This window comes from Rhizobium sp. P32RR-XVIII (assembly GCF_012641395.1).
Taxonomy (GTDB): Bacteria; Pseudomonadota; Alphaproteobacteria; order Rhizobiales; family Rhizobiaceae; genus Rhizobium.
The window spans coordinates 59484-80491 of the sequence record NZ_JABAIH010000007.1 but is presented as its reverse complement, the minus strand read 5'-3'; the positions used below and the strand labels follow the sequence as shown (position 1 = coordinate 80491).

The following is a 21008-nucleotide window of genomic DNA, read 5'->3' as shown; positions in this document are numbered from 1 at the left end:
TTTCGCCCCGCATCGCCCGCGCATGGTTAACATCGCTTTAACCCTCCTCTGGTTAGGTGGAGCGGACGCACATTGCGCAGCGACGCATCGGCGATTCGCGCGCTCAGCATTGGACGGGTTGGGTACATGGCAAGAAGCACGTCGCCGGCGATCGATAACCGGCCGGACCGGTTCTCTCTTTCCGGGTTCCTGTTCAGGCAGGCGCAAGCCCTCGCGGGTTTTGCGATCTTTCTGCTCTTGGCTCTCGTGGTCGCAGCGCTTGCGACCTGGAATGTCACAGATCCGAGCTATTCCTACGCGACCGGCAATCCGCCTACCAATATTCTGGGTTATGGCGGTGCCGCCTTTGCCGACATCGCGATGCAGTTCTTAGGGCTTTCAAGCGTGGTCGCGCTGCTACCCGTTGTTGCCTGGGCCCTGGCGCTGATTTCCGGCCGTCACATCAGCCGCATTCCAGCGCGGGCAGGTGCCTGGGCCCTCGGTTCGATCCTTTCCTCTGCCGTCGTCGGATGCTTTCCGCCGCCGCTCACCTGGCCGCTTCCGAACGGCATCGGCGGTGTTGTCGGCGATATGATCCTTCGGTTCCCGGCGCTCTTCGTCGGCGCCTATCCCAGCGGCACATTTGCAACGGCCGTCGGCTGCGTGTTTGCGCTGCCGACCGCCTGGATGATGCTCTTCGCCGCCGGCATTATCGGCCGCACGGAAGCCGACGAGGATGACGCTGACGATCTCGTCGATACACGTTCCAAGGCACGCTCGGTTGGCGATGCCGATGACGGTGATGACGAAGAAGAGGGCGGCTGGCTGGCGTTCGGGGCGCTGACGCATGCCTGGTACATGAGCCAGGCGCGCATGCGCCGCATCTTCGGCATGGGGCCGCGCAAGCGTCGCCAGAGTGATTTTGAATCGCCCTACGACTTCAACGATGATGAATTCGGAACGCTCAACGAGCCTATCCGGGCCAAGGCACCGGCAAGCCGTGGTCTTCGTCTCGATCCCTCCATGGAGCAAGGTGCCTCACAGCGCCGCGTTGTTTCCGCGCCGTCGATCTCGCTCAATGATGACGACGATGATGACGATGTGCCGTTTGACAGCGACATGCCTCCGCGCCCGGCCGGTATCCTGCCGGATGAGGATGGCGACGACTGGATGATCCGTGCACCAAGGGCTTCAGGCGGAAAGCCCGAGCCGCGCGTTGTGCCGCAGATATCGCGTCCGAAACCGGGGACCCGCATCGAACGCGAATCGCAGGGTTCCTTCATTCGGCCGGAGGGCTTTCAGATCCCCTCCGTGCATCTGCTCGCCGAGCCAAAGAACGTCGTTCGTGACTCGTCGCTTTCCGCTGATGCGCTGGAGCAGAATGCGCGCATGCTCGAAGGCGTTCTTGAAGACTTCGGCGTCAAGGGTGAGATCATCCATGTCCGTCCCGGCCCGGTCGTGACGCTCTACGAACTTGAGCCGGCCCCCGGTATCAAGTCCTCCCGTGTCATCGGCCTTGCCGACGACATCGCCCGCTCCATGAGCGCGATCGCCGCCCGCGTCGCCGTCGTCCCGGGCCGTAACGCGATCGGTATCGAGTTGCCGAACTCGACGCGCGAGACCGTCTTCCTGCGCGAACTGATCGCCTCGCGTGATTTCGAAGGGTCCAAGGCGAAGCTTGCGATGGCGCTCGGCAAGACGATCGGCGGCGAGGCCGTCATTGCCGATCTCGCGAAGATGCCGCACCTGCTGGTGGCCGGCACCACCGGCTCCGGCAAATCCGTCGCCATCAACACGATGATCCTTTCACTGCTCTACCGCATGACGCCCGAGCAGTGCCGCCTTATCATGATCGATCCGAAAATGCTGGAACTCTCCGTCTATGACGGTATCCCGCATCTGCTCTCGCCTGTTGTCACCGATCCGAAGAAGGCCGTCGTTGCGCTCAAGTGGACCGTCCGCGAGATGGAAGAGCGCTACAAGAAGATGTCGAAGATCGGCGTGCGCAATATCGACGGCTTCAATGCGCGTGTCGAGCAGGCGCTTGCCAAGGGCGAGGCGATCTCGCGAACCGTGCAGACAGGCTTTGACCGCCACACCGGCGAAGCAATGTACGAGACCGAGGAATTCGACCTGCAGCCAATGCCCTACATCGTCGTCATCATCGACGAAATGGCGGACCTGATGATGGTCGCGGGCAAGGATATCGAAGGTGCCGTCCAGCGTCTCGCGCAAATGGCGCGTGCGGCTGGCATTCACGTCATCATGGCAACGCAACGCCCGTCCGTGGACGTCATCACCGGCACCATCAAGGCGAACTTCCCGACGCGCATTTCCTTCCAGGTCACGTCGAAGATCGACAGCCGCACCATCCTTGGGGAGCAGGGCGCCGAACAGCTGCTCGGCATGGGCGATATGCTCTATATGGCGGGCGGCGGGCGCATTCAGCGCGTCCATGGTCCCTTCGTTGCCGATATGGAAGTCGAAGAGATCGTTTCCTATCTCAAGACCCAGGGAGCGCCGCAATATCTCGACGCGATCACCGCCGATGACGATGAGGACGGCGATTACGGCGGCGGTCCGGCGGGTACGGCCAACCTGTCGGACTCCGAGGATCCCTATGATCAGGCGGTGGCAATCGTGCTCAGGGACGGCAAGGCTTCGACCTCCTACATCCAGCGCCGCCTCGGCATTGGTTACAATCGTGCCGCTTCATTGATCGAGCGAATGGAGCAGGAAGGCATCATCGGTCCTGCAAATCACGCCGGCAAACGAGAAATTCTCGTTCCGACGGAAGGTGATATACTCGATCGCTAGCGCCGGAACGGGGCAATGGCTTCACGGAAACCTGATAGCCCCGAAAACGTTACTTTCTGCAGCGATGCTTCTGCGCCATGAAGACGCCGCGTTTCGGCAGCATGCAGGGCATCAAAGGAGACCTAGATGACCAACTCCGAACTCTATTTCAACGGCTTCTCGCTGACACGCCGGCACCTTCTCGGTGCGATGGGGCTGGCTGCCGTTTCGATTGCGGCTCCCGCCAATGCCTTCGCACAGGCTGCGCCGGACGGTTCTGCCGTGGCACCGGCTGCGCCAGACGGTTCAGCGGCGACACAGACTGCCGCTCGCGGTTCCACCGCCGGCGGTTCCGCAGCGGCGCAGGCGATCGCGGATCATTTTTCCGGAGTCGCCACCATGCAGGGCGAATTCGTGCAATTCGGCCCGCGTGGCGAACAGACGGGCGGAAAATTCTACATCCAGCGTCCAGGCAAGCTGCGGTTCAATTATGACAATCCGTCGCCGATCCGCGTCATTTCCGACGGCAGGAATGTTGCGGTCGGCAATTTGAAGCTGAAGACCTGGAGCCTTTATCCGCTTTCCAAGACGCCGCTCAGCTTGCTGCTTGCACGCAGGATCGACCTGTCGGACGGCTCGGTGAAGAGCGTGAAGGAAGAATCAGACCTGACGACGATTGCGCTCGGCAACAGGACGATCTTTGGTAGTTCGACGATTACCATGATGTTCGACCCAAAGACCTACGATTTGCGTCAGTGGACGATTACCGACAATCAGGGCAAGAACACCTCTGTGATGGTCTTCAATGTGAAGACCGGCGCCCAGTTTGACGACAAGGTCTTCAGGGTGCCTTACGAAAGCATCCAGGGCACTGCGGCTTCCCGCGATTGATGCCGAACGACATTCTGTGAAAAATGCCCGGTGAAAGCCGGGCGTTTTGCTTGTGGACGTTCCATCGGCACCCCCTTTCCTCTAAGGGCTTTCTAGTCCTGTTGGAAAGGCAATGGCATGAGCTTCTCGATCACTACCTGGAACATCAATTCCCTGCGGCTGCGCATGCCGATCGTCGAGCAGTTCGTTCTCCGGCACAGACCGGACATCCTATGCCTTCAGGAGACCAAGGTTCCGAACGAGCTCTTCCCGGCAGCTCCCCTGCGCGCCATGGGCTATGACCACATCATCATACACGGCCAGAAAGGATACCACGGCGTTGCCATTGCCTCGCGCATTCCGCTTCTGGAAGACCATCGCCTGGACTATGGCAACGTCGGCCATGCGCGTCATATCTCGGCCGTCTTCGAGCGTGGAGGACGCCGTGTCCGGCTGCATAACTTCTATGTTCCGGCCGGCGGCGACGAGCCGGATCCGGCCGTCAATCCGAAGTTTGCCCACAAGCTCGACTTCGTCGAGGAAATGAAGCTGTTGAAGGCCAACGGCGAAGCGAATACTTCGGCGATCCTCGTCGGCGACCTGAACATCGCGCCGCTTGAGCATGACGTCTGGTCACACAAGCAGCTGTTGAAGATCGTCAGCCATACGCCCGTCGAAACCGAAGGTCTGCTGGAGGTCATGAAGCGCGGGGCGTGGCTCGATCTGATGCGCCAGCACGTACCGCCGAGCGAAAAGCTCTACACCTGGTGGAGCTATCGCGCCAAGGATTGGCAGGCTGCCGATCGCGGCCGCCGCCTCGACCATGTGTGGTCATCCTCCGACCTCGGGCCGCTGCTTCAGCGCATCGAAGTCCTGAAGGAAGCGCGCGGCTGGGACCGGCCATCCGATCATGTGCCGGTGACGGCGTTCTTCAATCTCTGAGATTACGAAAAGCGGTGAAGCTGCGCGGTCGCTCGCGCCGCCAATCGCGCGATGTTGTCGCGGATACGGTTTTCTATCACGCGGGCTGCGTCCGGATATTCTTCGATCAGTCTGTGGAACAGCGCTCGGGTGATGCGGATCACGCTGGAATCTTCCCGCGCGACTGCTGTGAATTTGCGCTCCACGAGCGTTACCAGTGCGAGCTCGGACAACAATGTGCCTGGGCCTGCGATATGCTGGACCTTCGGCTGACCATCCGCGCCTGTTGTGCTGAGCTCCAGCGCGCCGCTGACGACGACGTAGGCGCTCTCCGCAGGCGACCCCTCGCGGAACAGCATCTGCCCGGTGGAGATCAAACGCCGGTCGGAGCCGAAGGCGATCAACCGCAGTTGGTCAGAAGACATGCCTCCGAAGAGCGGCTGCTGTGCCAGCAGGTCAATATCGTCTGTCAGCGCCATGCGGCTTTTGCCTTACGGTATGATCTTGTATCCGCCATTTTCCGTCACCAGGATTTCAGCATTCGATGGGTCGCGCTCGATCTTCTGGCGCAGTCGGTAGACGTGCGTTTCAAGGGTATGGGTCGTCACGCCGGAATTGTATCCCCATACCTCTTCGAGAAGAACGTCACGTGTGACCACTCTCTGCTCGGCACGATAAAGATAACGGATAATCGCCGCTTCCTTCTCCGTGAGGCGGATCTTCTGGCCGTTCTGAGTGGTCAGAAGCTTCTGGCTCGGTTTGAAGAGATAAGGTCCGACGGTGAAGGTTGCATCCTCGCTCTGTTCGTGTTGCCGAAGCTGAACGCGGATGCGCGCCAGAAGCACGGCGAAACGGAACGGCTTGGTGACGTAGTCGTTGGCACCCGCCTCCAGGCCAAGAATAGTATCCGAATCCGTGTCGTGCCCGGTCAGCATGATGATTGGAGCCTTGAAGCCGCCCTTGCGCAGCAGCTTCACTGCTTCTCGTCCGTCCATATCCGGCAGCCCGACATCCATGATCAGCAGGTCGACAGGCGTATTGCGGGCGACTTGTAAGCCCTTGCCTGCTGTCGGCTCCTGCAGCACCGTGAACTCGTCATAGAGCGAAAGCTGCTCCGTCAATGTTTCGCGGAGGTCGTTATCATCATCCACCAGTAGAATGGTGCGTGCGGTCATGCGGTTCTGTTCCTCAGATTCCGTCCAATCAAGTCCTACGCCATATTCGATCATTGGCAAAGACCAGAGACGCGCTGTTGCCGGGTCTCGCCCGATGTGATTTCAATTGAACTCACAAGCAAAACAACAACATGTGAGAAAGATGGAGAAAAAAAGGCGAACCCGAAGAACGGTGCCATCCACCATTATCGTCCGCCCGGCACCCGGCAAGAAGAGTCGCGCACTGGTTCAATGTGGTCCTGTCGTCGTCTCAGCGGCCATTGGCCGCTCCGGCAGGGCACTCTTAAAGCGGGAGGGCGATGGCGCAACCCCGGTCGCATCGATGAAGCTGCTTTGCGGCTTCCGCCGCGGCGAGCATCCGCGCCGCCTGGAAACCGCGCTTCCGATCCGCCGCATCCGCGAGGACATGCTCTGGTGCGACCAGCCGAACGACCCGAACTACAACCGCCTCGTCAGGGCGCCGTTCCGTCCGAGCCACGAAGAGATGAAGCGCAAGGACGGGCTCTACGACATCTGTCTCGTCATGGACTGGAACATCACCTCCCGTGCGCGCAATCGCGGATCGGCCATCTTTTTTCACCTGATAAAGCCGGGCTACCAGCCCACCGCCGGTTGCGTGGCCGTCAGCCCGCGCGACATGCGCCGGCTTTTGCCGCATATGCGCAGGGGAACAATCGTGCGTGTTCTCTGAGCCGCCAGGGGTGATAATCTGCCCGCCGTGTCCTATATCCGTTTGACCGGCGTTGGGCTGAAACGCGTTCCGGGAGTCCGCTTTTGGACTCAGATCATGCCCGCCCCATGTTTTAAACTTACGGAGATATATTGTGGCCAATCAACCGATCGTCACCTTCCACGACGGACATTCCATTCCCCAGGTCGGCCTCGGCGTATGGCAAACGCCGCAAGAGATTGCAGCGCCGACGGTCCGCAAGGCCCTCGAAGTCGGTTACCGCCATATCGATACGGCCTCGGGCTATGACAACGAAGAGGGCGTCGGCGAAGGCGTGCGCGCATCGGGCCTCGACCGCAAGGATGTTTTCATTACGACGAAGCTTCGCAACACCGATCAGGGCTACGACAACACGATGCGGGCCTTCGAAGGCAGCTTGAAGAAGCTCGGCACGGATTACGTCGATCTCTACCTGATCCACTGGCCGTCGCCGCACCGCGGCCTGTGTCGCGAAACCTGGAAGGCTTTCGTCAAGATCAGGGAGGAAGGCCGCGCCCGTTCGATCGGTGTTTCCAATTTCTATCCCGACCATCTGGATCATATCATCGGTGACACCGGCGTGGTTCCGGTCATCAACCAGATCGAACTGCACCCGGATTTCCAGCAGAAAGCCGCGCAGGATGCGCACAAGAAGCTGAACATCATCACCGAGTCCTGGAGCCCGCTCGGCCAGGGTAAGTTCATCGCGAACCCGGCCATCGGCCAGATCGCCCGGAAGCACGGCAAGACGCCGGCGCAGGTCATCATTCGCTGGCACATCGATAGCGGCCTGGTCGTGATCCCCAAGTCGGTGACGCCGTCGCGCATCGAGGAAAACTTCAAGGTCTTCGATTTCAAACTCGATGCAGAGGATATGGCCGCGATCGCCAAGCTCGACGACAGGAGCGCTCGGATGGGACCGGATCCCTATACGGCAACGTTCTGAGCTGTCGATGGGAGGGCGGCGTCGGAACCGTTCTCCCGCGCCTCACCGATGCCGCTTACTCAGGCGAGCGCCCGTGGCCTGACGAAGCGCTCGAGATGCCCGCTTTCCGGCGTGATGTCCTCCCAGCGATCCGCCTTGAAATCGATGATCGCCATCCCGGCCGTCACGAACTTTTCCTTCAGGCGTGCCCAATCCTCTGAGTCGCCGCTGCCGATGAGGCCGTTCGCGAAATCCTGAAAGCCGGGGTTATGTCCAACAAGCATGACCGTCTGCACCGTTGGCTCAATCCCGCGGAGAATGCCAGCAATCCGCGCCGCCGGGGCTTCATACAAATCCGGCACATCGCGTTTGACGGCCGAACGCGGCAACTCCTTGGCCAGCAACTTCCACGTCTCCTGCGCGCGACGCGCTGTGGATACGAGAACGAGGTCGGGGAGGAGTTTCTCGCGCGCCATATAGCTACCGATCAGCGGCGCGGCTTTGCGCCCGCGATCAGCAAGCGGGCGGTCATGATCTGCAACATCGCCCGGCCAGGCGGACTTTCCGTGCCGCAGAAGAAAAAGGCGCCGGTGCTTTGGCAAAGGCTTGTGTGACGCATTCATGTTGCTCACCCAAGGGCAACGAAGCATTCGAGAAGACTATTGTCTCACTGAATGCACGCCTTGTCTTGCGGAGATGATTTGCCTCCCTCGGAGTGGGAGGGAGGCAAATGTCGTTAGTTCCAGTCGCGGATATCGATGAAGTGACCTGCGATCGCAGCGGCTGCCGCCATTGCCGGCGAGACGAGATGCGTACGGCCCTTGAAGCCCTGGCGGCCTTCGAAGTTGCGGTTGGAGGTCGAGGCGCAGCGCTCACCCGGTTTCAGGCGGTCGTCGTTCATGGCAAGGCACATGGAGCAGCCCGGTTCGCGCCAGTCGAAGCCGGCGGCCTTGAAGATCTTGTCGAGGCCTTCGGCTTCCGCCTGCTCCTTCACGAGGCCGGAACCCGGTACGATCATGGCGTTGACGGTGGAAGCCACCGTCTTGCCCTCGACGACCTTGGCGGCAGCGCGCAGGTCTTCAATGCGGCCGTTGGTGCAGGAGCCGATGAAGACGCGGTCGACGGCGATGTCGGTCATCTTCGTGCCCGGCTTCAGGCCCATGTAATCAAGCGCACGCCACTTGGAGGCACGCTTAGTCTCGTCCTGGATTTCATCCGGGTTGGGAACGACGCCCTGGACCGAGACCACGTCTTCCGGCGAGGAGCCCCAGGACACGATCGGCGGCAGTTCGGCGGCGTTGAGCTTCACGACGCGGTCGAAATGTGCGCCTTCGTCGGTCTTCAGCGTCTTCCAGTAGGCGATCGCCTGCTCCAGATGCTCGCCCTTCGGCGCGCGCGGCTTGCCTTTGATGTATTCGAAGGTGATCTCGTCCGGCGCAATCAGGCCGGCGCGGGCGCCGCCTTCGATCGACATGTTGCAGATCGTCATGCGACCTTCCATCGACAGCGCGCGGATCGCTTCGCCGGCATATTCGATGACGTAGCCGGTGCCGCCGGCGGTGCCGATCTCGCCGATGATGGCAAGCACGATGTCCTTGGCGGTAACGCCGGGCGGCAGCTGGCCGTCGACCTGCACCAGCATGTTCTTGGCCTTCTTCTGGATCAGCGTCTGCGTCGCCAGAACGTGCTCGACTTCGGACGTCCCGATGCCATGGGCGAGCGAGCCGAAGGCGCCGTGGGTCGAAGTGTGGCTGTCGCCACAGACGATCGTCATGCCCGGCAGAGTGAAGCCCTGTTCCGGCCCGATGATGTGCACGATGCCCTGGCGCTTGTCGTTCTCGGAGTAGTACTCGACACCGAATTCGGCGGCGTTCTTGGCGAGCTGCTCGACCTGGATGCGGCTTTCCTCGTTCTTGATGCCGAGATGCCGGTCGGCCGAAGTCGGAACGTTATGGTCGACGACGGCAAGCGTCTTTTCGGGTGCGCGAACCTGGCGGTTCGACATGCGCAGACCTTCAAAAGCCTGCGGCGAGGTAACTTCGTGGACCAGATGACGGTCGATGTAGAGAAGACAGGTGCCGTCTGCCTGTTGGTCGACCAAGTGATCGTCCCAGATCTTGTCGTAAAGGGTACGCGGTGCGCTCATGGCGTTATATCCGTATTGAAGCGTATGGAGAAAATGGAGTTTGGCGGATAGGCCCGCCGGCCGTCATTCGATCAACGAAGTCGGCTGTTGAGCGCACCGGATACGGACGCAAAGAAACGTGCCGGCAGGCGATAATGGTCCTGCAGCACGAAGACATGCGCGCCAATGCACTTGAACTTGCTTTCCATGGTGCTGGATATAGCGATTTTTCTCGGCAACGGCAATTTGAATCGTGCAGTGCTATCGCCGCTGGACCTCGCGCATCCTCATCTCCACTTGTCTCAAGGCCAGCGATAATCCGATCGTCAAGATCAGATAGATGTAGGTGACGATCGAATAGGTCTCGAAGAACCGGAACGAGCCGGAAGCATAGACCTTGCCCATCTGCGTGATGTCGGACACGCCGAGAACCGAGACGAGGGAGCTGTCCTTGACCATGGACACGAAATCGTTGGACAGCGGCGGGAAGATGACGCGGATCGCCTGCGGAAAGACGACGAGCCGGAAACGGTGATAGCGCGACAGACCGAGCGCCTTGGCGGCTTCGATCTGGCCGGGATCGACGGACTGAATGCCGGCGCGGAAGATTTCGGCGATGAAGGAGGAATAGCCGATCATCAGCGCAATGATCGCGCGCCAGATCAGCGGAAGATCGCGCACGAGGATCGGTTCGGCAAAACCGGCTTTTACAAGCGGCGTGATCAGGAAATTGTAGGCGGCGACAATGCCCGGTGCGCCGACGAAGGCGACATAGAAGAGCAGCACCAGCATCGGGATGCCGCGGATGATCTCGATATAGAAGCGTGCCGTCTGTCGCAGGAGAAGGCTATCTGAAAGCCCGAGCAGGGCGATGCCAAGTCCGAGCAAGGTCGCGAGCGCAAAAGCCACCAGCGTCACGAAGATGGTGATCCATACGCCGTTGACGACCGTCCGGAAGACCTGTGCATAGATATCGTTGATGACGATGACGACGGCCAGGATGATGCCGAGCGCGGCAAGGGCGACCAGCCACAAGGGATAGTCGCCCTTGAGATTTCCGGCAGGAGAGGGCTGCAGCGCCATCAGACGCTTGCCCGCGTCATTCGCCCATCTTGTAGTCGAGGAACCATTTCTTGTTCAGGGCATCCAATGTGCCATCGGTCTTGAGCGCGGCGATTGCGGCGTTGACCGGGGCGACCAGATCGGAGCCTTTCGGGAAGATGAAGCCGAAATCTTCCGTGCCCAGCGGGCCGCCGATAACTTTCAGGCCACCCTTCGAGGCATCCACATAGCCTTTTGCGGCAACGCCATCCGTCAGCACGAGATCGACGTCGCCGGTCTTCAGGGCTTGAACCGTGGCGCCGAAGGTTTCGAAAAGCTTGACGCGCGGGTTCTGCTCGTTGCCGTCCAGAATTTCATAGACGGCCGTATAGAAGGGCGAGGTGCCCGGCTGCGCGCCGATGAGGCCATCCTTGAATTCGCCGAAGGTCTTGGCATCCGTGAAGCGGTTTTCATCGCCACGCACGAGCATGAATTGCTGCGAGCGCATGTAGGGATCGGAGAAATCCACCTTCTGTTTGCGGTCGTCCTTGATGGTGATGCCGGTCATGCCGATGTTGTACTGATTGTCGGACACCGCCTGGATCATCGCGTCCCAGCTGGTGTTCTGGTACTCGACCTTGAAGTTCAGCCGTTTGGCAATCTCGTTCATCGCGTCATATTCCCAGCCGATCTGCTTGCCTGTCTTCGGATCGACGAATTGCAGCGGCGGATAGGCGTTCTCCGTAACGACGACCACCGTTTTGCCTCCGAGGTCCGGCAGATCCGCCGCAAACGCTGCAAGCGGCGAAAGAACGAGAGCGGCGATGCCTGCAAGAACAGTTCGGCGGAACGGCATGAAAGTTCTCCGGTGAAATGCGTTTCGTCGAAAATTGTCATAGTTGCAAAGGCGATGGCAAGAGCATTGCAAGGTGTGGCCGGGGCAAAAACAGAAAAGGCGGTCCGAAGACCGCCTTTTCATGCAAGAATTTTGCGTTGAGCAGAACTTATTCTGCTGCCGGTTCCGCAGCGGCTGCCGCTTCTGCAGCTGCCTTTGCTTCCGCGGCTTCGGCTGCTGCCTTTTCGGCTGCGAGAGCCTGAGCGGCTGCAACCTTTTCAGCTTCGATACGTGCCTTTTCCTCGGCAACGGCCTGACGCTCTGCGTCGTTGAGCTTGCGGGCGCGGGTGCCGGTGTTTTCGACGATACGGGCAGACTTGCCGCGACGGTCGCGCAGGTAGTAGAGCTTCGCGCGACGGACCTTACCGCGGCGAACGACTTCTACGCTTTCGATCATCGGGGAATAGATCGGGAATACGCGCTCGACGCCTTCGCCGTAGGAAATCTTGCGGACGGTGAAGTTTTCCTGCAGGCCGCCGCCGGAGCGGGCGATGCAGACGCCTTCATAAGCCTGGACACGGGTACGGGTGCCTTCCGTGACCTTGACGTTGACGCGGAGCGTGTCGCCCGGCGAAAATTCGGGAAGCGTGCGCTTGGCTTCGATCTTGGCGGCCTGTTCGGCCTCAAGCTGCTGAATGATGTTCATTGTCTTAACCTTTGGTTCTTCTGAAACAGCCAGAGCGCTCGACAGGTGATCCTTTGGACTTGCCTCGGGATTTTGCCCTTCGCGGGCGGGAGCGGATTCGCCATTCTTTGTTGCTGGTCGACAGGGCTAGCCCCATTTCCGCGTGCGCCAATACACGAAAGCGGTAGGCTTGTCACCCCTTGCCGGGAAAAAACGGCACCGAAGCGCCTTGGCGGCGAGGCGATATCGATCAATGCCGAATAATTAAGCGCATTCGCGCTGCGATTAAATATTTGTCAAATTCCCATTCCTGCGGCACATTCACCACGGGCCTCGATTTGCCCAGGGGAACTTAGAGGGGTAATCATGACAATAACGAATCCGTCTGCCTCGCTCCACAATGAAGATCTTGCACCAGCAGAAGAAAGAAAGTGGGGAGCTTTCAGCATCTTCAACGTCTGGACATCGGACGTTCATAGCCTTTGGGGATATTATTTAGCCGCCAGCCTTTTTCTACTGTGCGGCAGCTTCATCAACTTCGTGATCGCTATCGGCATCGGATCGCTGGTGATCTTCTTCCTGATGAGCCTGGTGGGCAATGCCGGCGTCAAGACGGGCGTTCCGTTTCCGGTACTGGCGCGGGCCTCGTTCGGCACTTTCGGGGCAAACGTGCCGGCGCTGGTGCGCGCCGTGGTCGCCTGCTTCTGGTACGGCGCCCAGACGGCGGCCGCATCCGGCGCGATCGTCGCGCTTCTCGTCCGCAACGAGAACATGTTGGCGTTCCACCAGAACAGCCATATGCTCGGCCATTCGACCCTCGAAGTCATCTGCTATGTCGTCGTGTGGGCCTTGCAGCTGCTCATCATCCAGCGCGGCATGGAGACGGTGCGCAAGTTCCAAGATCTGGCCGGTCCGGCCGTCTGGATCATGATGCTCATCCTCGCCGTTTATCTCGTGGTGAAGGCTGGCACCTTCTCCTTTGGCAGTGAAATTCCGCGCGACGTGCTGCTGGAGAAAACGAAGGATGCGGGGGTTCCCGGCGAGCCCGGTTCCTTCCCGGCGCTTGCGGCCGTCGCCGCCACCTGGATCACCTATTTCGCAGCGCTTTACCTGAACTTCTGCGACTTCTCCCGCTACGCCAAGGACACCAAAACCTTGCGCAAGGGCAATCTCTGGGGTCTGCCGATCAATCTGCTGGCCTTCTGCCTTGTGGCAGGCGTGACGACCACGGCGGCGTTCATCGTCTACGGCGAGGTGCTGCTGCATCCGGAAGCGATCTCGGCGAAGTTCGACAGCTGGTTCCTGGCCTTGCTTGCGGCCCTCACCTTTGCCGTCGCAACGCTCGGCATCAATGTGGTCGCAAACTTCGTCTCGCCGGCGTTTGATTTCTCGAACGTCTTCCCGCGGCAGATCAGCTTCAAGCGGGGCGGCTACATCGCCGCACTGATTGCGCTGGTGCTCTATCCGTTCGCGCCGTGGGAGACGGGGGCGGTGCACTTCGTCAATTTCATCGGTTCGACGATGGGCCCGATCTTCGGGATCATGATGGTGGACTACTATCTGATCAGGAAGGGCGAGCTGAACGTGGCGGCGCTCTATCAAGAAGACGGCGAATTCCGCTTCCAGGGTGGCTGGCATACGAATGCCTTCATCGCCTTCGTGATCGGCGCGCTGTTTTCGTCGATCCTGCCGACCTTCACGTCGATCCTGCCGGAATGGTGGGGAACCTACGGCTGGTTTTTCGGCGTCGGCATCGGTGGCGTGGTCTATTATGTGCTGCGCATGAGCGCACGCGGCTCTGCTGTTGGCGCCGCTACCTGACCGATAATGCGCGCCCGGTTTCGGCCGGGCGTCCTATTCTTCCAGCATGTCGGGCCGTCGTTGCTTCGTCAGAGCGACGGCCTGTTCATGGCGCCACTTTTCGATGGCGCCATGATTGCCCGAAGTGAGGACTGCCGGAATTTCACGGCCCTCCCATGCCTGCGGGCGCGTATAGTGCGGATGCTCGAGCAGGCCGCCTTCGAAACTCTCATGCAGACCGGACAGATCATTGCCCATCACGCCAGGCAGGATACGTACGATTGCGTCGAGAACGATCAGGGCTGCGGGCTCGCCACCGGAAAGCACATAGTCGCCGATCGAAACCTCTTCGAGGTCACGCGCCTCGATCACCCGCTGGTCGACGCCTTCGAAGCGGCCGCAGACGATGATGACGCCTTCACCCGCCGCAAGCTCACGCACGCGCTCTTGCGTCAGCGGCTTGCCGCGCGGGCTCATCAGGAGCTTGGGGCGGTTGCCGGCTTCCGGGACGCTGTCGATCGCACGTGCCAGCACATCGGGTTTCAGCACCATGCCCGCGCCGCCGCCGGCCGGCGTGTCGTCGACCGTGCGGTGTTTATCCGTCGCAAAATCGCGGATCTGAACTGTATCCAGAGACCACTGCCCGCGCTCGATTGCCTTGCCGGCCAGCGAGACGCCGAGATGTCCCGGAAACATCTCCGGGTAGAGTGTGAGCACGGTCGCCCGGAAAGCCATGGCCCTACTTCTTTTTCTTCGGCTTGCCGGAGGCAAGCCCTGATATGTCTTCCGGGTCTTCGACGAGGCCTGCGGCCAGCGGATCGATCAGGATCGTGCCGCCTTCGAGATCGATTTCGAGAACCGAAGCCTCTGAGAAGGGGATGAGGACGGGCCGTTTGCCAGGGCCTTTCAGCTCCAGCAGGTCGCCCGCACCGAAATCGAAAACGCCGGTAATGGTGCCATAGCTGACGCCCTTGTCGTCCAAGGCTTCCAGCCCTTCGAGATCGGCGTAGAAGAATTCGTCTTCTTCCAGCTCGTCGTCGGGTAGATTGTCGCGCTCGATGTAAAGTTCCAGGCCGTTGAGCGCCTCGGCAGCATTGCGATCATTGATGCCACGGAAACGAACGACGACGACATTCTTCATCTCGCGGATTTCGAGGATCTCGAAGCTCCGTCCGTCCATGCTGTGGAGATGGCCATAATCGCCGAGCGCCGTGGGATCGGCGGTATAAGCCTTGGCACGCACTTCGCCCCGGATGCCCTGCGCACCGCCAATCGTCGCCATCAGCACGGGGTTTTCAAGCTTTGTCATGGGACCCTTCATGTGAAGCCGGAAATCTGGCTTCTCATAAACGAAGTCCGCCAGAATGAAAACGAAAACGGGCGGCATGTCGCCATGCCACCCGTCCGATCAGGATATGATCCCGAAATTACTCTGCGGAAGCTGCAGCTTCAGCGGCGTCAGCAGCCTTCTGAGCCTTTTCAGCAGCGCGCTCCTGAGCCTTCTTGCCCGGCTTTGCCTTTTCCGGGTTGTTCTTGGAGTCGCGCTTTGCAAGGCCGGCTTCGTTGAGGAAGCGCAGAACGCGGTCGGTCGGCTGTGCGCCCTGCTCAAGCCAATGCTTGATGCGGTCGTTGTCGAGCTTGATGCGAGCGTCGTTGTCCTTGGCGAGCATCGGGTTCCAGGAGCCGAGGGTTTCCAGGAAGCGGCCGTCGCGCGGCGAACGGGCGTCGGCGAGAACGATGTGGTAGTACGGGCGCTTCTTGGAGCCACCGCGGGCGAGACGAATTTTCAGTGCCATTCATTTACTCCTTAGGCTTTTCTTGACCGCTTCGTAGGGCGGTATGGTTCATTTTGCCGCAGCGCTCTGTTCAGCGTGATCCGCAGCGATCTGCTCATGATGCCGGATGACTTCCTTAATGACGAAGTTCAGGAACTTCTCGGCGAAATCCGGATCCAGATGCGCGTCTTCGGCAAGCTGCCGAAGACGGGCGATCTGGTATTCTTCGCGCGCCGGATCAGCCGGCGGCAGCTTGTATTTGGCCTTCAGTACGCCGACCTCTTTGGTGCAGCGGAAACGTTCGGCCAGAATGTGAACGAGCGCGGCGTCGATATTGTCGATCGACTGGCGATAGCTCGAAAGCTGGGCTTTGACTTCTGGATCAATCATGGGACAGGCGATCCTTTCACTTCTTCTTCGGCAATCCGGGCAGGCCCGGGAAACCACCGCCGAGGCCCGGCAGCTTCGCGCCGCCAAGGCCCGGTAACCCCCCCGGCATACCACCGAGACCGGGCATGCCCCCGCCCGGCTTTCCAAGACCCGCAGCCTCAGCCTGCTTCTGAAGCGCTTCGAGCTGCTTCGGGTCGATATTCGAAAGATCGGGCATGCCGCCCATGCCGCCAGGGCCACCCAGGCCCATCTTGCCGGCAAGGCCGCCCATCAGCTGCTTCATCATGCCGCCTTTGCCCTTGCCGCCCATCATCTTCATCATGTCCGCCATCTGGCGATGCATCTTGAGAAGCTTGTTGATGTCGGAGGCGTCAGTGCCGGAGCCGGCGGCGATGCGCTTTTTGCGGGAATGCTTGAGCAGGTCCGGATTGGCGCGCTCGGCCTTGGTCATCGACGAGATGATGGCGAGCTGCCGGCCGAACAGGCTGTCGTTCAAGCCGGCCGAAGCCATCTTGTCCTTCATGCCGGCCATGCCCGGCATCATGCTCATGATGCCACCCATACCGCCCATCTTCTGCATCTGGCGCAGCTGGTCGGCGAGGTCGTTCAGGTCGAACTTGCCCTTGGCCATCTTGGCGGCCATGGCGGCCGCCTTTTCGGCGTCGATGTTTTCGGCGGCGCGCTCGACGAGCGAAACGATGTCGCCCATGCCGAGGATACGGTCGGCGATGCGGCGGGGATGGAATTCTTCGAGCTCGCCCATCCTCTCGCCGACGCCGATCAGCTTGATCGGCTTGCCGGTGACGGCGCGCATCGAAAGAGCGGCGCCACCGCGTCCGTCGCCATCCATGCGGGTGAGCACCAGGCCGGTGATGCCGACGCGCTCGTCGAAATTACGCGCCAGATTGACGGCATCCTGACCGGTCAGCGAGTCGGCGACCAGGAGGATTTCATGCGGGTTCGACTTCTTCTTGATGTCGGCCATTTCGACCATCAAGGGTTCGTCGATATGCGTGCGGCCGGCGGTATCGAGGATAACGACGTCATGACCGCCGAGCTTGGCTGCCTGCACGGCGCGCGCGGCAATATCGGTCGGCGACTGGCCGGCGATAACAGGCAGCGTGTCGATATTGGCCTGGGCGCCGAGCTGGCGAAGCTGCTCCTGCGCGGCCGGACGGCGCGTGTCGAGCGATGCCATCAGCACCTTCTTCTTCTCGCGCGTCGTCAGCCGGTTGGCGATCTTCGCCGTCGTCGTCGTCTTACCGGAGCCCTGCAGGCCGACCATCATGATGACAACCGGGGCAACCGCATGAAGGTCGACGCCCACGCCTTCACCGCCGAGCATCTCGATCAGCTCGTCATGGACGATCTTGACGACCATCTGACCGGGTTTGATCGACTTCAGAATCTCGGCGCCGACGGCCTTTTCGCGCACACGATCGGTAAAGGAGCGCACGACATCGAGGGCGACGTCAGCTTCCAGCAACGCACGGCGAACCTCGCGCAGCGCTGCGGAAACATCGGCTTCCGAAAGCGCGCCACGGCCTGTCAGTCCATTCAGGATGGATCCAAGACGGTCCTGGAGGTTTTCAAACATCGGCTCTTCCTTGATACGTTTCGGGCGGGTGGAATACGCCCGGAAACGTCGTGCTTTTCCTTGACGAAAACAAGACGCAAAGCCAAAAAGCACCCGAGGGCGCATCGCGCTGTCGGGTGTGGACCTCCGGGATCTGTTTATACCTTTGCGGGTCCCGGTCGGTGGCTCGAGGCTTGTGCTCGTCGCAGGTTGAGCGGCGGTAAACAGGAAAACGCGGCTGGTGTCAAGGGAAAGCCCTAGAAAAGACCGCGCCCTGGACTTTCAAAAGCACGCGCGCGAACCCAGATCCTTCTTCCATTCAAATGGAACGCTTCCGCATGCGCAATGCCAAAAGACCCAATCCTTATTACCAAGGCCCTGTTTCCGATCACTTCGACGGTACGCACTTCTTCAATCCGGATGGCATCGAGCCCCTTGGCTTCCGCGATTTGCTGCGATGGCAGTTCGGCGGTCGCCGTGACCAATGGCCGAGGTCGGTTCCAAGTCCGTTTGCATCGGCCAAACCGGACCTACGCGTGGAAGGTGACAATCTGCGGGTGACCATGGTCGGCCATGCGACGATGCTGATCCAGGTCGCGGGCCTTAATATCCTCACCGATCCGGTTTGGTCGGAGCGCGCCAGCCCCTTCACCTTTGCCGGCCCGAAGCGCGTCGTCGCACCAGGCATCGCATTCGACGATCTGCCGCCGATCGATCTCGTGCTTGTTTCACATAACCATTACGATCATCTCGATATCGCAACGCTCAAGCGCCTGCAGGTGAAGCATCGGCCGCATGTCGTCACCCCGCTCGGCAACGATACAATCGTTCGCCGTGCCATTCCTGACATGCCGGTGACGGCGATGGATTGGAGCGAGCGCATCTCGCTTGCCGGCATAAGCATCGATGCCGAGCCTGCACACCATTGGTCGGCGCGCAGCACCGGCGATCGCCGGATGGCGTTGTGGGCGGCCTTCGTCCTATCGACGCCGGCTGGCAAGATCTATCACATCGGGGATACCGGTTTTCACGGCGGCGTCAATTACGGGGCGGCACAGCAGAAGCACGGCGCCTTCCGGCTTGCCGTCCTGCCCTTCGGCGCATACGAACCGCGCTGGTTCATGAAGGGGCAGCATCAGAATCCGCTGGAGGCCGTGATCGGCATGAAGTTGGCCAATGCCGCTTACGTGGCAGGGCATCACTTCGCCACGTTCCAGCTGACTGATGAGCCGATCGATGCGCCGGTCACAGCATTGAAATTAGCCATGAGCGAGCACGGCGTTTCTCCGGAGCGATTCCGGCCGCTCAGGGCAGGCGAGGTCTTCGACGTGCCGGCGGCCTGATCAGTGCGCTTGCGTTCCGGAACCGTGCGTATTGATGATCGTGTCAGCCTCCTTGCCGTAGATCTCTTCAAAATGGTCGAACGCTTTGGAGAAATATCCGATCCCTTGCGTGGCGGAGCGCAGAGCCCGCGCCAGCTCGTCGAGTGCTGCACCCGGAACCAGCGCGCGGAAGAGGTCCCATCCTTTGGCGTTCTCGTCCCGATCGAAGCCGAGCACCTGGCCCTTGAGCGCGGAGACGATCGCCACCATGCTGCCGGAGAAGACAGAGGGTATGTGGATCTCGACACGGGCAACCGGCTGCATCAGCACGGCAGACGCCTGCGACAAGGCTTGCCGGACGCCCATCCTTGCGGCTGCCCGGAAGGCGAAATCGGAACTGTCGACGGAGTGGTACTGGCCGTCCGTCAGCGTGACCGCCACGTCGATCACCTGAAAGCCGAGCGGCCCTTTTTCCATGGCCTCGCGAGCACCAGCCTCCACGGCCGGTATGTAGTTTCGGGGAACGGTGCCGCCCTTGACGGTCTCGTCGAAGGTGAAACCCTGTCCCCGTTCGTTGGGACGTACGATGAGCTGTACGTCCGCGAACTGCCCAGCACCACCGGTCTGCTTGCGATGACGGTAATGGACGTTGGAGGGCTTCGAGATCGTTTCCCGGTAGATCGGGTTCGGAGAGCGTTCGCTCACCTCGACGCGGAAGACCTCTGAAAGGGTCTTGCATAGATCGCGCAGATGCACGGGCCCCTGCGTACAGATGAGCTGTGCGCCCGTGCCCTCTTCCTGCATCACCTTCAGGCCGCGATCGGTTTCAGCCAGCTTTGCCAGCGTCGCCGAGAGCTTGGTCTCATCGCGCTCGCTGCCCGGCACGAGAATGCGCTCGAGCATCGGCGTCGGTGGGGCCGCCCAGGCGGGCGGCTCCAGTACGTCGGCAGAGGTCAGCAGGGCGGGAGCGGGTAGATGGTCCGACTTGACGGCCATGAAAACGGCGCCACGCGCTACGCCGCCGGCAAGCGGGCGGCCGTTTCCCGCCTCCTGAACCGAGCCGAGCCCTGAGCCGCCGAGCGTCGTACCCTGTTTCAGACCGTCAGTGAGCGCACGGGCGAGGATCGTCTTTCCGATGTTTGCCCGGTAATACGCATGAAGGCTAACGGTAGCCAATGCCGCTTCGTCGGCGCCGGCGCCGCCAGCCAGCCGGCTCTTCAGCGCTTCGACCGGCGGCGCCTCGTGGCGCAGTGCCTTCATCAATCTCATGATGCCGTTGCTGTGAGACGCCGAACCGAACAGCACCGGAATGATCCTGTTTTCCTTGAGCGTGCGGGAGGCAATGGCAAAGAGTGCGTCGCTTGCCGGTTCGCGATCTTCGATGATTTCTTCCAGGAGCCAGTCGTCGAATTCGGAAAGCTGTTCGAGCAGTTCGGAGCGTGCTTCGTGCTCGCGTTCGGCGGCACTCGCGGGTAGTTCTATGAGGGCGGATGGCTGTCCCTCGCGGTAGCGCCAGGCGCGCTCCGAAATCAGGTCACAGTGGCCGACGATCGTTTCTCCTTCGCGGATCGGCACTTGCCGGAGTACAAGCGGATGGCTCGAATAGGCCTGCAAGGAGGCGATGATGTCGCGCAGCCGCCCGCGCGGTTCGTCGATCCGGTTGACGAAGAGGATGCAGGGCGTTCCCGAGGCTTCGATAGCGCGAAGATAGGGTGCCGCCAGCACGGCCTCCTCCGGCGCCGGCGACACGCAGAGTATGCAAGCGTCACTCGCCAGCAACGAATCCTGTGCAAGCGCCAGCGACTCGTTCGTGCCGGGCGTGTCCAGCGCGCACCACGCTTCGCCTCCGAATTCGAATTCCGTCAAGCTCAATCCGTAAGGAGAAACGGACTTCTTCGGAGTCCCTTCGAGCGAAGCCAGCTTTGTGACGAGCGTTGACTTCCCCGTCTGCGAGGGCCCAAGTACCGTGACGCAGCGCATCGGCGATCCTCCCATGCCAAAAACACGCATTCGATCGCCAAGAATGCCTTCAACCGAGGAAAAGCGCTAGATAGTTGTGATCATTCTTAAATATGAAGGCCGTC

General features: G+C 60.7%; 20 protein-coding genes. 7 read left to right on the top strand and 13 right to left on the bottom strand.

What is annotated here, in order from left to right:
* The first annotated feature begins 126 nt into the window (after positions 1–126).
* The 3 genes from HGP14_RS20460 (at position 127) to HGP14_RS20450 (ending at position 4587) form a co-directional block, all read left to right on the top strand.
* Positions 127–2796, top strand: coding sequence for a DNA translocase FtsK (locus HGP14_RS20460; RefSeq protein ID WP_168831725.1), 2670 nt, complete (start codon positions 127–129; stop codon positions 2794–2796).
* A gap of 126 nt (positions 2797–2922) precedes the next feature.
* Positions 2923–3666 (top strand): outer membrane lipoprotein carrier protein LolA, encoded by a 744-nt coding sequence (locus tag HGP14_RS20455; protein WP_168831724.1) that lies wholly within the window; start codon positions 2923–2925, stop codon positions 3664–3666.
* Between the two features lie 117 nt (positions 3667–3783).
* A complete protein-coding gene (locus HGP14_RS20450; RefSeq protein WP_168831723.1) occupies positions 3784–4587 on the top strand; it encodes an exodeoxyribonuclease III in 804 nt (267 codons plus the stop codon).
* 2 nt (positions 4588–4589) lie between these two features.
* Here the strand turns inward: HGP14_RS20450 and HGP14_RS20445 are convergent, their stop codons facing one another.
* Together HGP14_RS20445 and HGP14_RS20440 are read right to left on the bottom strand one after the other, a co-directional pair.
* On the bottom strand, positions 4590–5045 hold the full coding sequence (locus HGP14_RS20445; protein ID WP_168831722.1) for a cyclic nucleotide-binding domain-containing protein: 456 nt from the start codon (positions 5043–5045) through the stop codon (positions 4590–4592).
* Between the two features lie 12 nt (positions 5046–5057).
* Entirely contained in the window at positions 5058–5741 is a 684-nt protein-coding gene (locus tag HGP14_RS20440; RefSeq protein ID WP_168831721.1) for a response regulator transcription factor, read from the bottom strand.
* Positions 5742–5883: 142 nt separating this feature from the next.
* Here HGP14_RS20440 and HGP14_RS20435 point away from each other — a divergent pair, with 142 nt between their 5' ends.
* Both HGP14_RS20435 and HGP14_RS20430 read left to right on the top strand, forming a co-directional pair.
* Positions 5884–6432, top strand: coding sequence for a L,D-transpeptidase (locus tag HGP14_RS20435; RefSeq protein ID WP_168831720.1), 549 nt, complete (start codon positions 5884–5886; stop codon positions 6430–6432).
* Positions 6433–6565: 133 nt separating this feature from the next.
* Complete coding sequence (locus HGP14_RS20430) at positions 6566–7396, top strand: aldo/keto reductase (RefSeq protein WP_168831719.1); 831 nt, start codon at positions 6566–6568, stop codon at positions 7394–7396.
* 59 nt (positions 7397–7455) lie between these two features.
* Here HGP14_RS20430 and HGP14_RS20425 read toward each other — a convergent pair whose 3' ends face one another.
* The 5 genes from HGP14_RS20425 to rplS all read right to left on the bottom strand — a co-directional run bounded on the left by HGP14_RS20425 (position 7456) and on the right by rplS (position 12082).
* Entirely contained in the window at positions 7456–7998 is a 543-nt protein-coding gene (locus tag HGP14_RS20425; protein ID WP_168831718.1) for a SixA phosphatase family protein, read from the bottom strand.
* Positions 7999–8111: 113 nt separating this feature from the next.
* Positions 8112–9521: a 3-isopropylmalate dehydratase large subunit gene (gene leuC, locus HGP14_RS20420; RefSeq protein WP_168831717.1), complete on the bottom strand. Its 1410-nt coding sequence runs from the start codon at positions 9519–9521 to the stop codon at positions 8112–8114.
* Positions 9522–9761: 240 nt separating this feature from the next.
* Positions 9762–10583, bottom strand: a complete 822-nt coding sequence (locus HGP14_RS20415; protein ID WP_168831716.1) for an amino acid ABC transporter permease — start codon at positions 10581–10583, stop codon at positions 9762–9764.
* A 16-nt stretch (positions 10584–10599) separates the two neighbouring features.
* Positions 10600–11397 (bottom strand): transporter substrate-binding domain-containing protein, encoded by a 798-nt coding sequence (locus tag HGP14_RS20410; RefSeq protein ID WP_168831715.1) that lies wholly within the window; start codon positions 11395–11397, stop codon positions 10600–10602.
* A 148-nt stretch (positions 11398–11545) separates the two neighbouring features.
* Entirely contained in the window at positions 11546–12082 is a 537-nt protein-coding gene (rplS, locus tag HGP14_RS20405; RefSeq protein ID WP_168831714.1) for a 50S ribosomal protein L19, read from the bottom strand.
* A 345-nt stretch (positions 12083–12427) separates the two neighbouring features.
* On the opposite strand from rplS, the gene HGP14_RS20400 reads away from it, so the two are divergent.
* Entirely contained in the window at positions 12428–13882 is a 1455-nt protein-coding gene (locus HGP14_RS20400) for an NCS1 family nucleobase:cation symporter-1 (protein WP_168831713.1), read from the top strand.
* A gap of 33 nt (positions 13883–13915) precedes the next feature.
* Here the strand turns inward: HGP14_RS20400 and trmD are convergent, their stop codons facing one another.
* From trmD to ffh, 5 genes are all read right to left on the bottom strand, one after another.
* Positions 13916–14596, bottom strand: a complete 681-nt coding sequence (trmD, locus tag HGP14_RS20395; RefSeq protein WP_168831712.1) for a tRNA (guanosine(37)-N1)-methyltransferase TrmD — start codon at positions 14594–14596, stop codon at positions 13916–13918.
* A gap of 4 nt (positions 14597–14600) precedes the next feature.
* Positions 14601–15170, bottom strand: a complete 570-nt coding sequence (gene rimM, locus HGP14_RS20390) for a ribosome maturation factor RimM (RefSeq protein ID WP_168831711.1) — start codon at positions 15168–15170, stop codon at positions 14601–14603.
* A 118-nt stretch (positions 15171–15288) separates the two neighbouring features.
* Positions 15289–15657, bottom strand: a complete 369-nt coding sequence (rpsP, locus tag HGP14_RS20385; protein ID WP_168831710.1) for a 30S ribosomal protein S16 — start codon at positions 15655–15657, stop codon at positions 15289–15291.
* Positions 15658–15705: 48 nt separating this feature from the next.
* A complete protein-coding gene (locus tag HGP14_RS20380) occupies positions 15706–16026 on the bottom strand; it encodes a chorismate mutase (RefSeq protein ID WP_168831709.1) in 321 nt (106 codons plus the stop codon).
* Positions 16027–16042: 16 nt separating this feature from the next.
* Positions 16043–17623: a signal recognition particle protein gene (gene ffh / locus HGP14_RS20375; protein ID WP_168831708.1), complete on the bottom strand. Its 1581-nt coding sequence runs from the start codon at positions 17621–17623 to the stop codon at positions 16043–16045.
* A gap of 317 nt (positions 17624–17940) precedes the next feature.
* Here ffh and HGP14_RS20370 point away from each other — a divergent pair, with 317 nt between their 5' ends.
* A complete protein-coding gene (locus HGP14_RS20370; protein ID WP_168831707.1) occupies positions 17941–18945 on the top strand; it encodes an MBL fold metallo-hydrolase in 1005 nt (334 codons plus the stop codon).
* Here HGP14_RS20370 and HGP14_RS20365 read toward each other — a convergent pair whose 3' ends face one another.
* Positions 18946–20904, bottom strand: coding sequence for an elongation factor G (locus tag HGP14_RS20365; RefSeq protein WP_168831706.1), 1959 nt, complete (start codon positions 20902–20904; stop codon positions 18946–18948).
* Positions 20905–21008: the final 104 nt, after the last annotated feature.

Excerpts from the sequence above, each read along its gene's own strand:
- HGP14_RS20460 (WP_168831725.1), top strand. The coding sequence starts at position 127 with ATGGCAAGAAGCACGTCGCCGGCGATCGATAACCGGCCGGACCGGTTC.
- HGP14_RS20455 (WP_168831724.1), top strand. The coding sequence starts at position 2,923 with ATGACCAACTCCGAACTCTATTTCAACGGCTTCTCGCTGACACGCCGG.
- HGP14_RS20450 (WP_168831723.1), top strand. The coding sequence starts at position 3,784 with ATGAGCTTCTCGATCACTACCTGGAACATCAATTCCCTGCGGCTGCGC.
- HGP14_RS20445 (WP_168831722.1), bottom strand. The coding sequence starts at position 5,045 with ATGGCGCTGACAGACGATATTGACCTGCTGGCACAGCAGCCGCTCTTC.
- HGP14_RS20440 (WP_168831721.1), bottom strand. The coding sequence starts at position 5,741 with ATGACCGCACGCACCATTCTACTGGTGGATGATGATAACGACCTCCGC.
- HGP14_RS20435 (WP_168831720.1), top strand. The coding sequence starts at position 5,884 with ATGGAGAAAAAAAGGCGAACCCGAAGAACGGTGCCATCCACCATTATC.
- HGP14_RS20425 (WP_168831718.1), bottom strand. The coding sequence starts at position 7,998 with ATGAATGCGTCACACAAGCCTTTGCCAAAGCACCGGCGCCTTTTTCTT.
- leuC (WP_168831717.1), bottom strand. The coding sequence starts at position 9,521 with ATGAGCGCACCGCGTACCCTTTACGACAAGATCTGGGACGATCACTTG.
- HGP14_RS20415 (WP_168831716.1), bottom strand. The coding sequence starts at position 10,583 with ATGGCGCTGCAGCCCTCTCCTGCCGGAAATCTCAAGGGCGACTATCCC.
- HGP14_RS20410 (WP_168831715.1), bottom strand. The coding sequence starts at position 11,397 with ATGCCGTTCCGCCGAACTGTTCTTGCAGGCATCGCCGCTCTCGTTCTT.
- rplS (WP_168831714.1), bottom strand. The coding sequence starts at position 12,082 with ATGAACATCATTCAGCAGCTTGAGGCCGAACAGGCCGCCAAGATCGAA.
- HGP14_RS20400 (WP_168831713.1), top strand. The coding sequence starts at position 12,428 with ATGACAATAACGAATCCGTCTGCCTCGCTCCACAATGAAGATCTTGCA.
- trmD (WP_168831712.1), bottom strand. The coding sequence starts at position 14,596 with ATGGCTTTCCGGGCGACCGTGCTCACACTCTACCCGGAGATGTTTCCG.
- rimM (WP_168831711.1), bottom strand. The coding sequence starts at position 15,170 with ATGACAAAGCTTGAAAACCCCGTGCTGATGGCGACGATTGGCGGTGCG.
- rpsP (WP_168831710.1), bottom strand. The coding sequence starts at position 15,657 with ATGGCACTGAAAATTCGTCTCGCCCGCGGTGGCTCCAAGAAGCGCCCG.
- HGP14_RS20380 (WP_168831709.1), bottom strand. The coding sequence starts at position 16,026 with ATGATTGATCCAGAAGTCAAAGCCCAGCTTTCGAGCTATCGCCAGTCG.
- ffh (WP_168831708.1), bottom strand. The coding sequence starts at position 17,623 with ATGTTTGAAAACCTCCAGGACCGTCTTGGATCCATCCTGAATGGACTG.
- HGP14_RS20370 (WP_168831707.1), top strand. The coding sequence starts at position 17,941 with ATGCGCAATGCCAAAAGACCCAATCCTTATTACCAAGGCCCTGTTTCC.
- HGP14_RS20365 (WP_168831706.1), bottom strand. The coding sequence starts at position 20,904 with ATGCGCTGCGTCACGGTACTTGGGCCCTCGCAGACGGGGAAGTCAACG.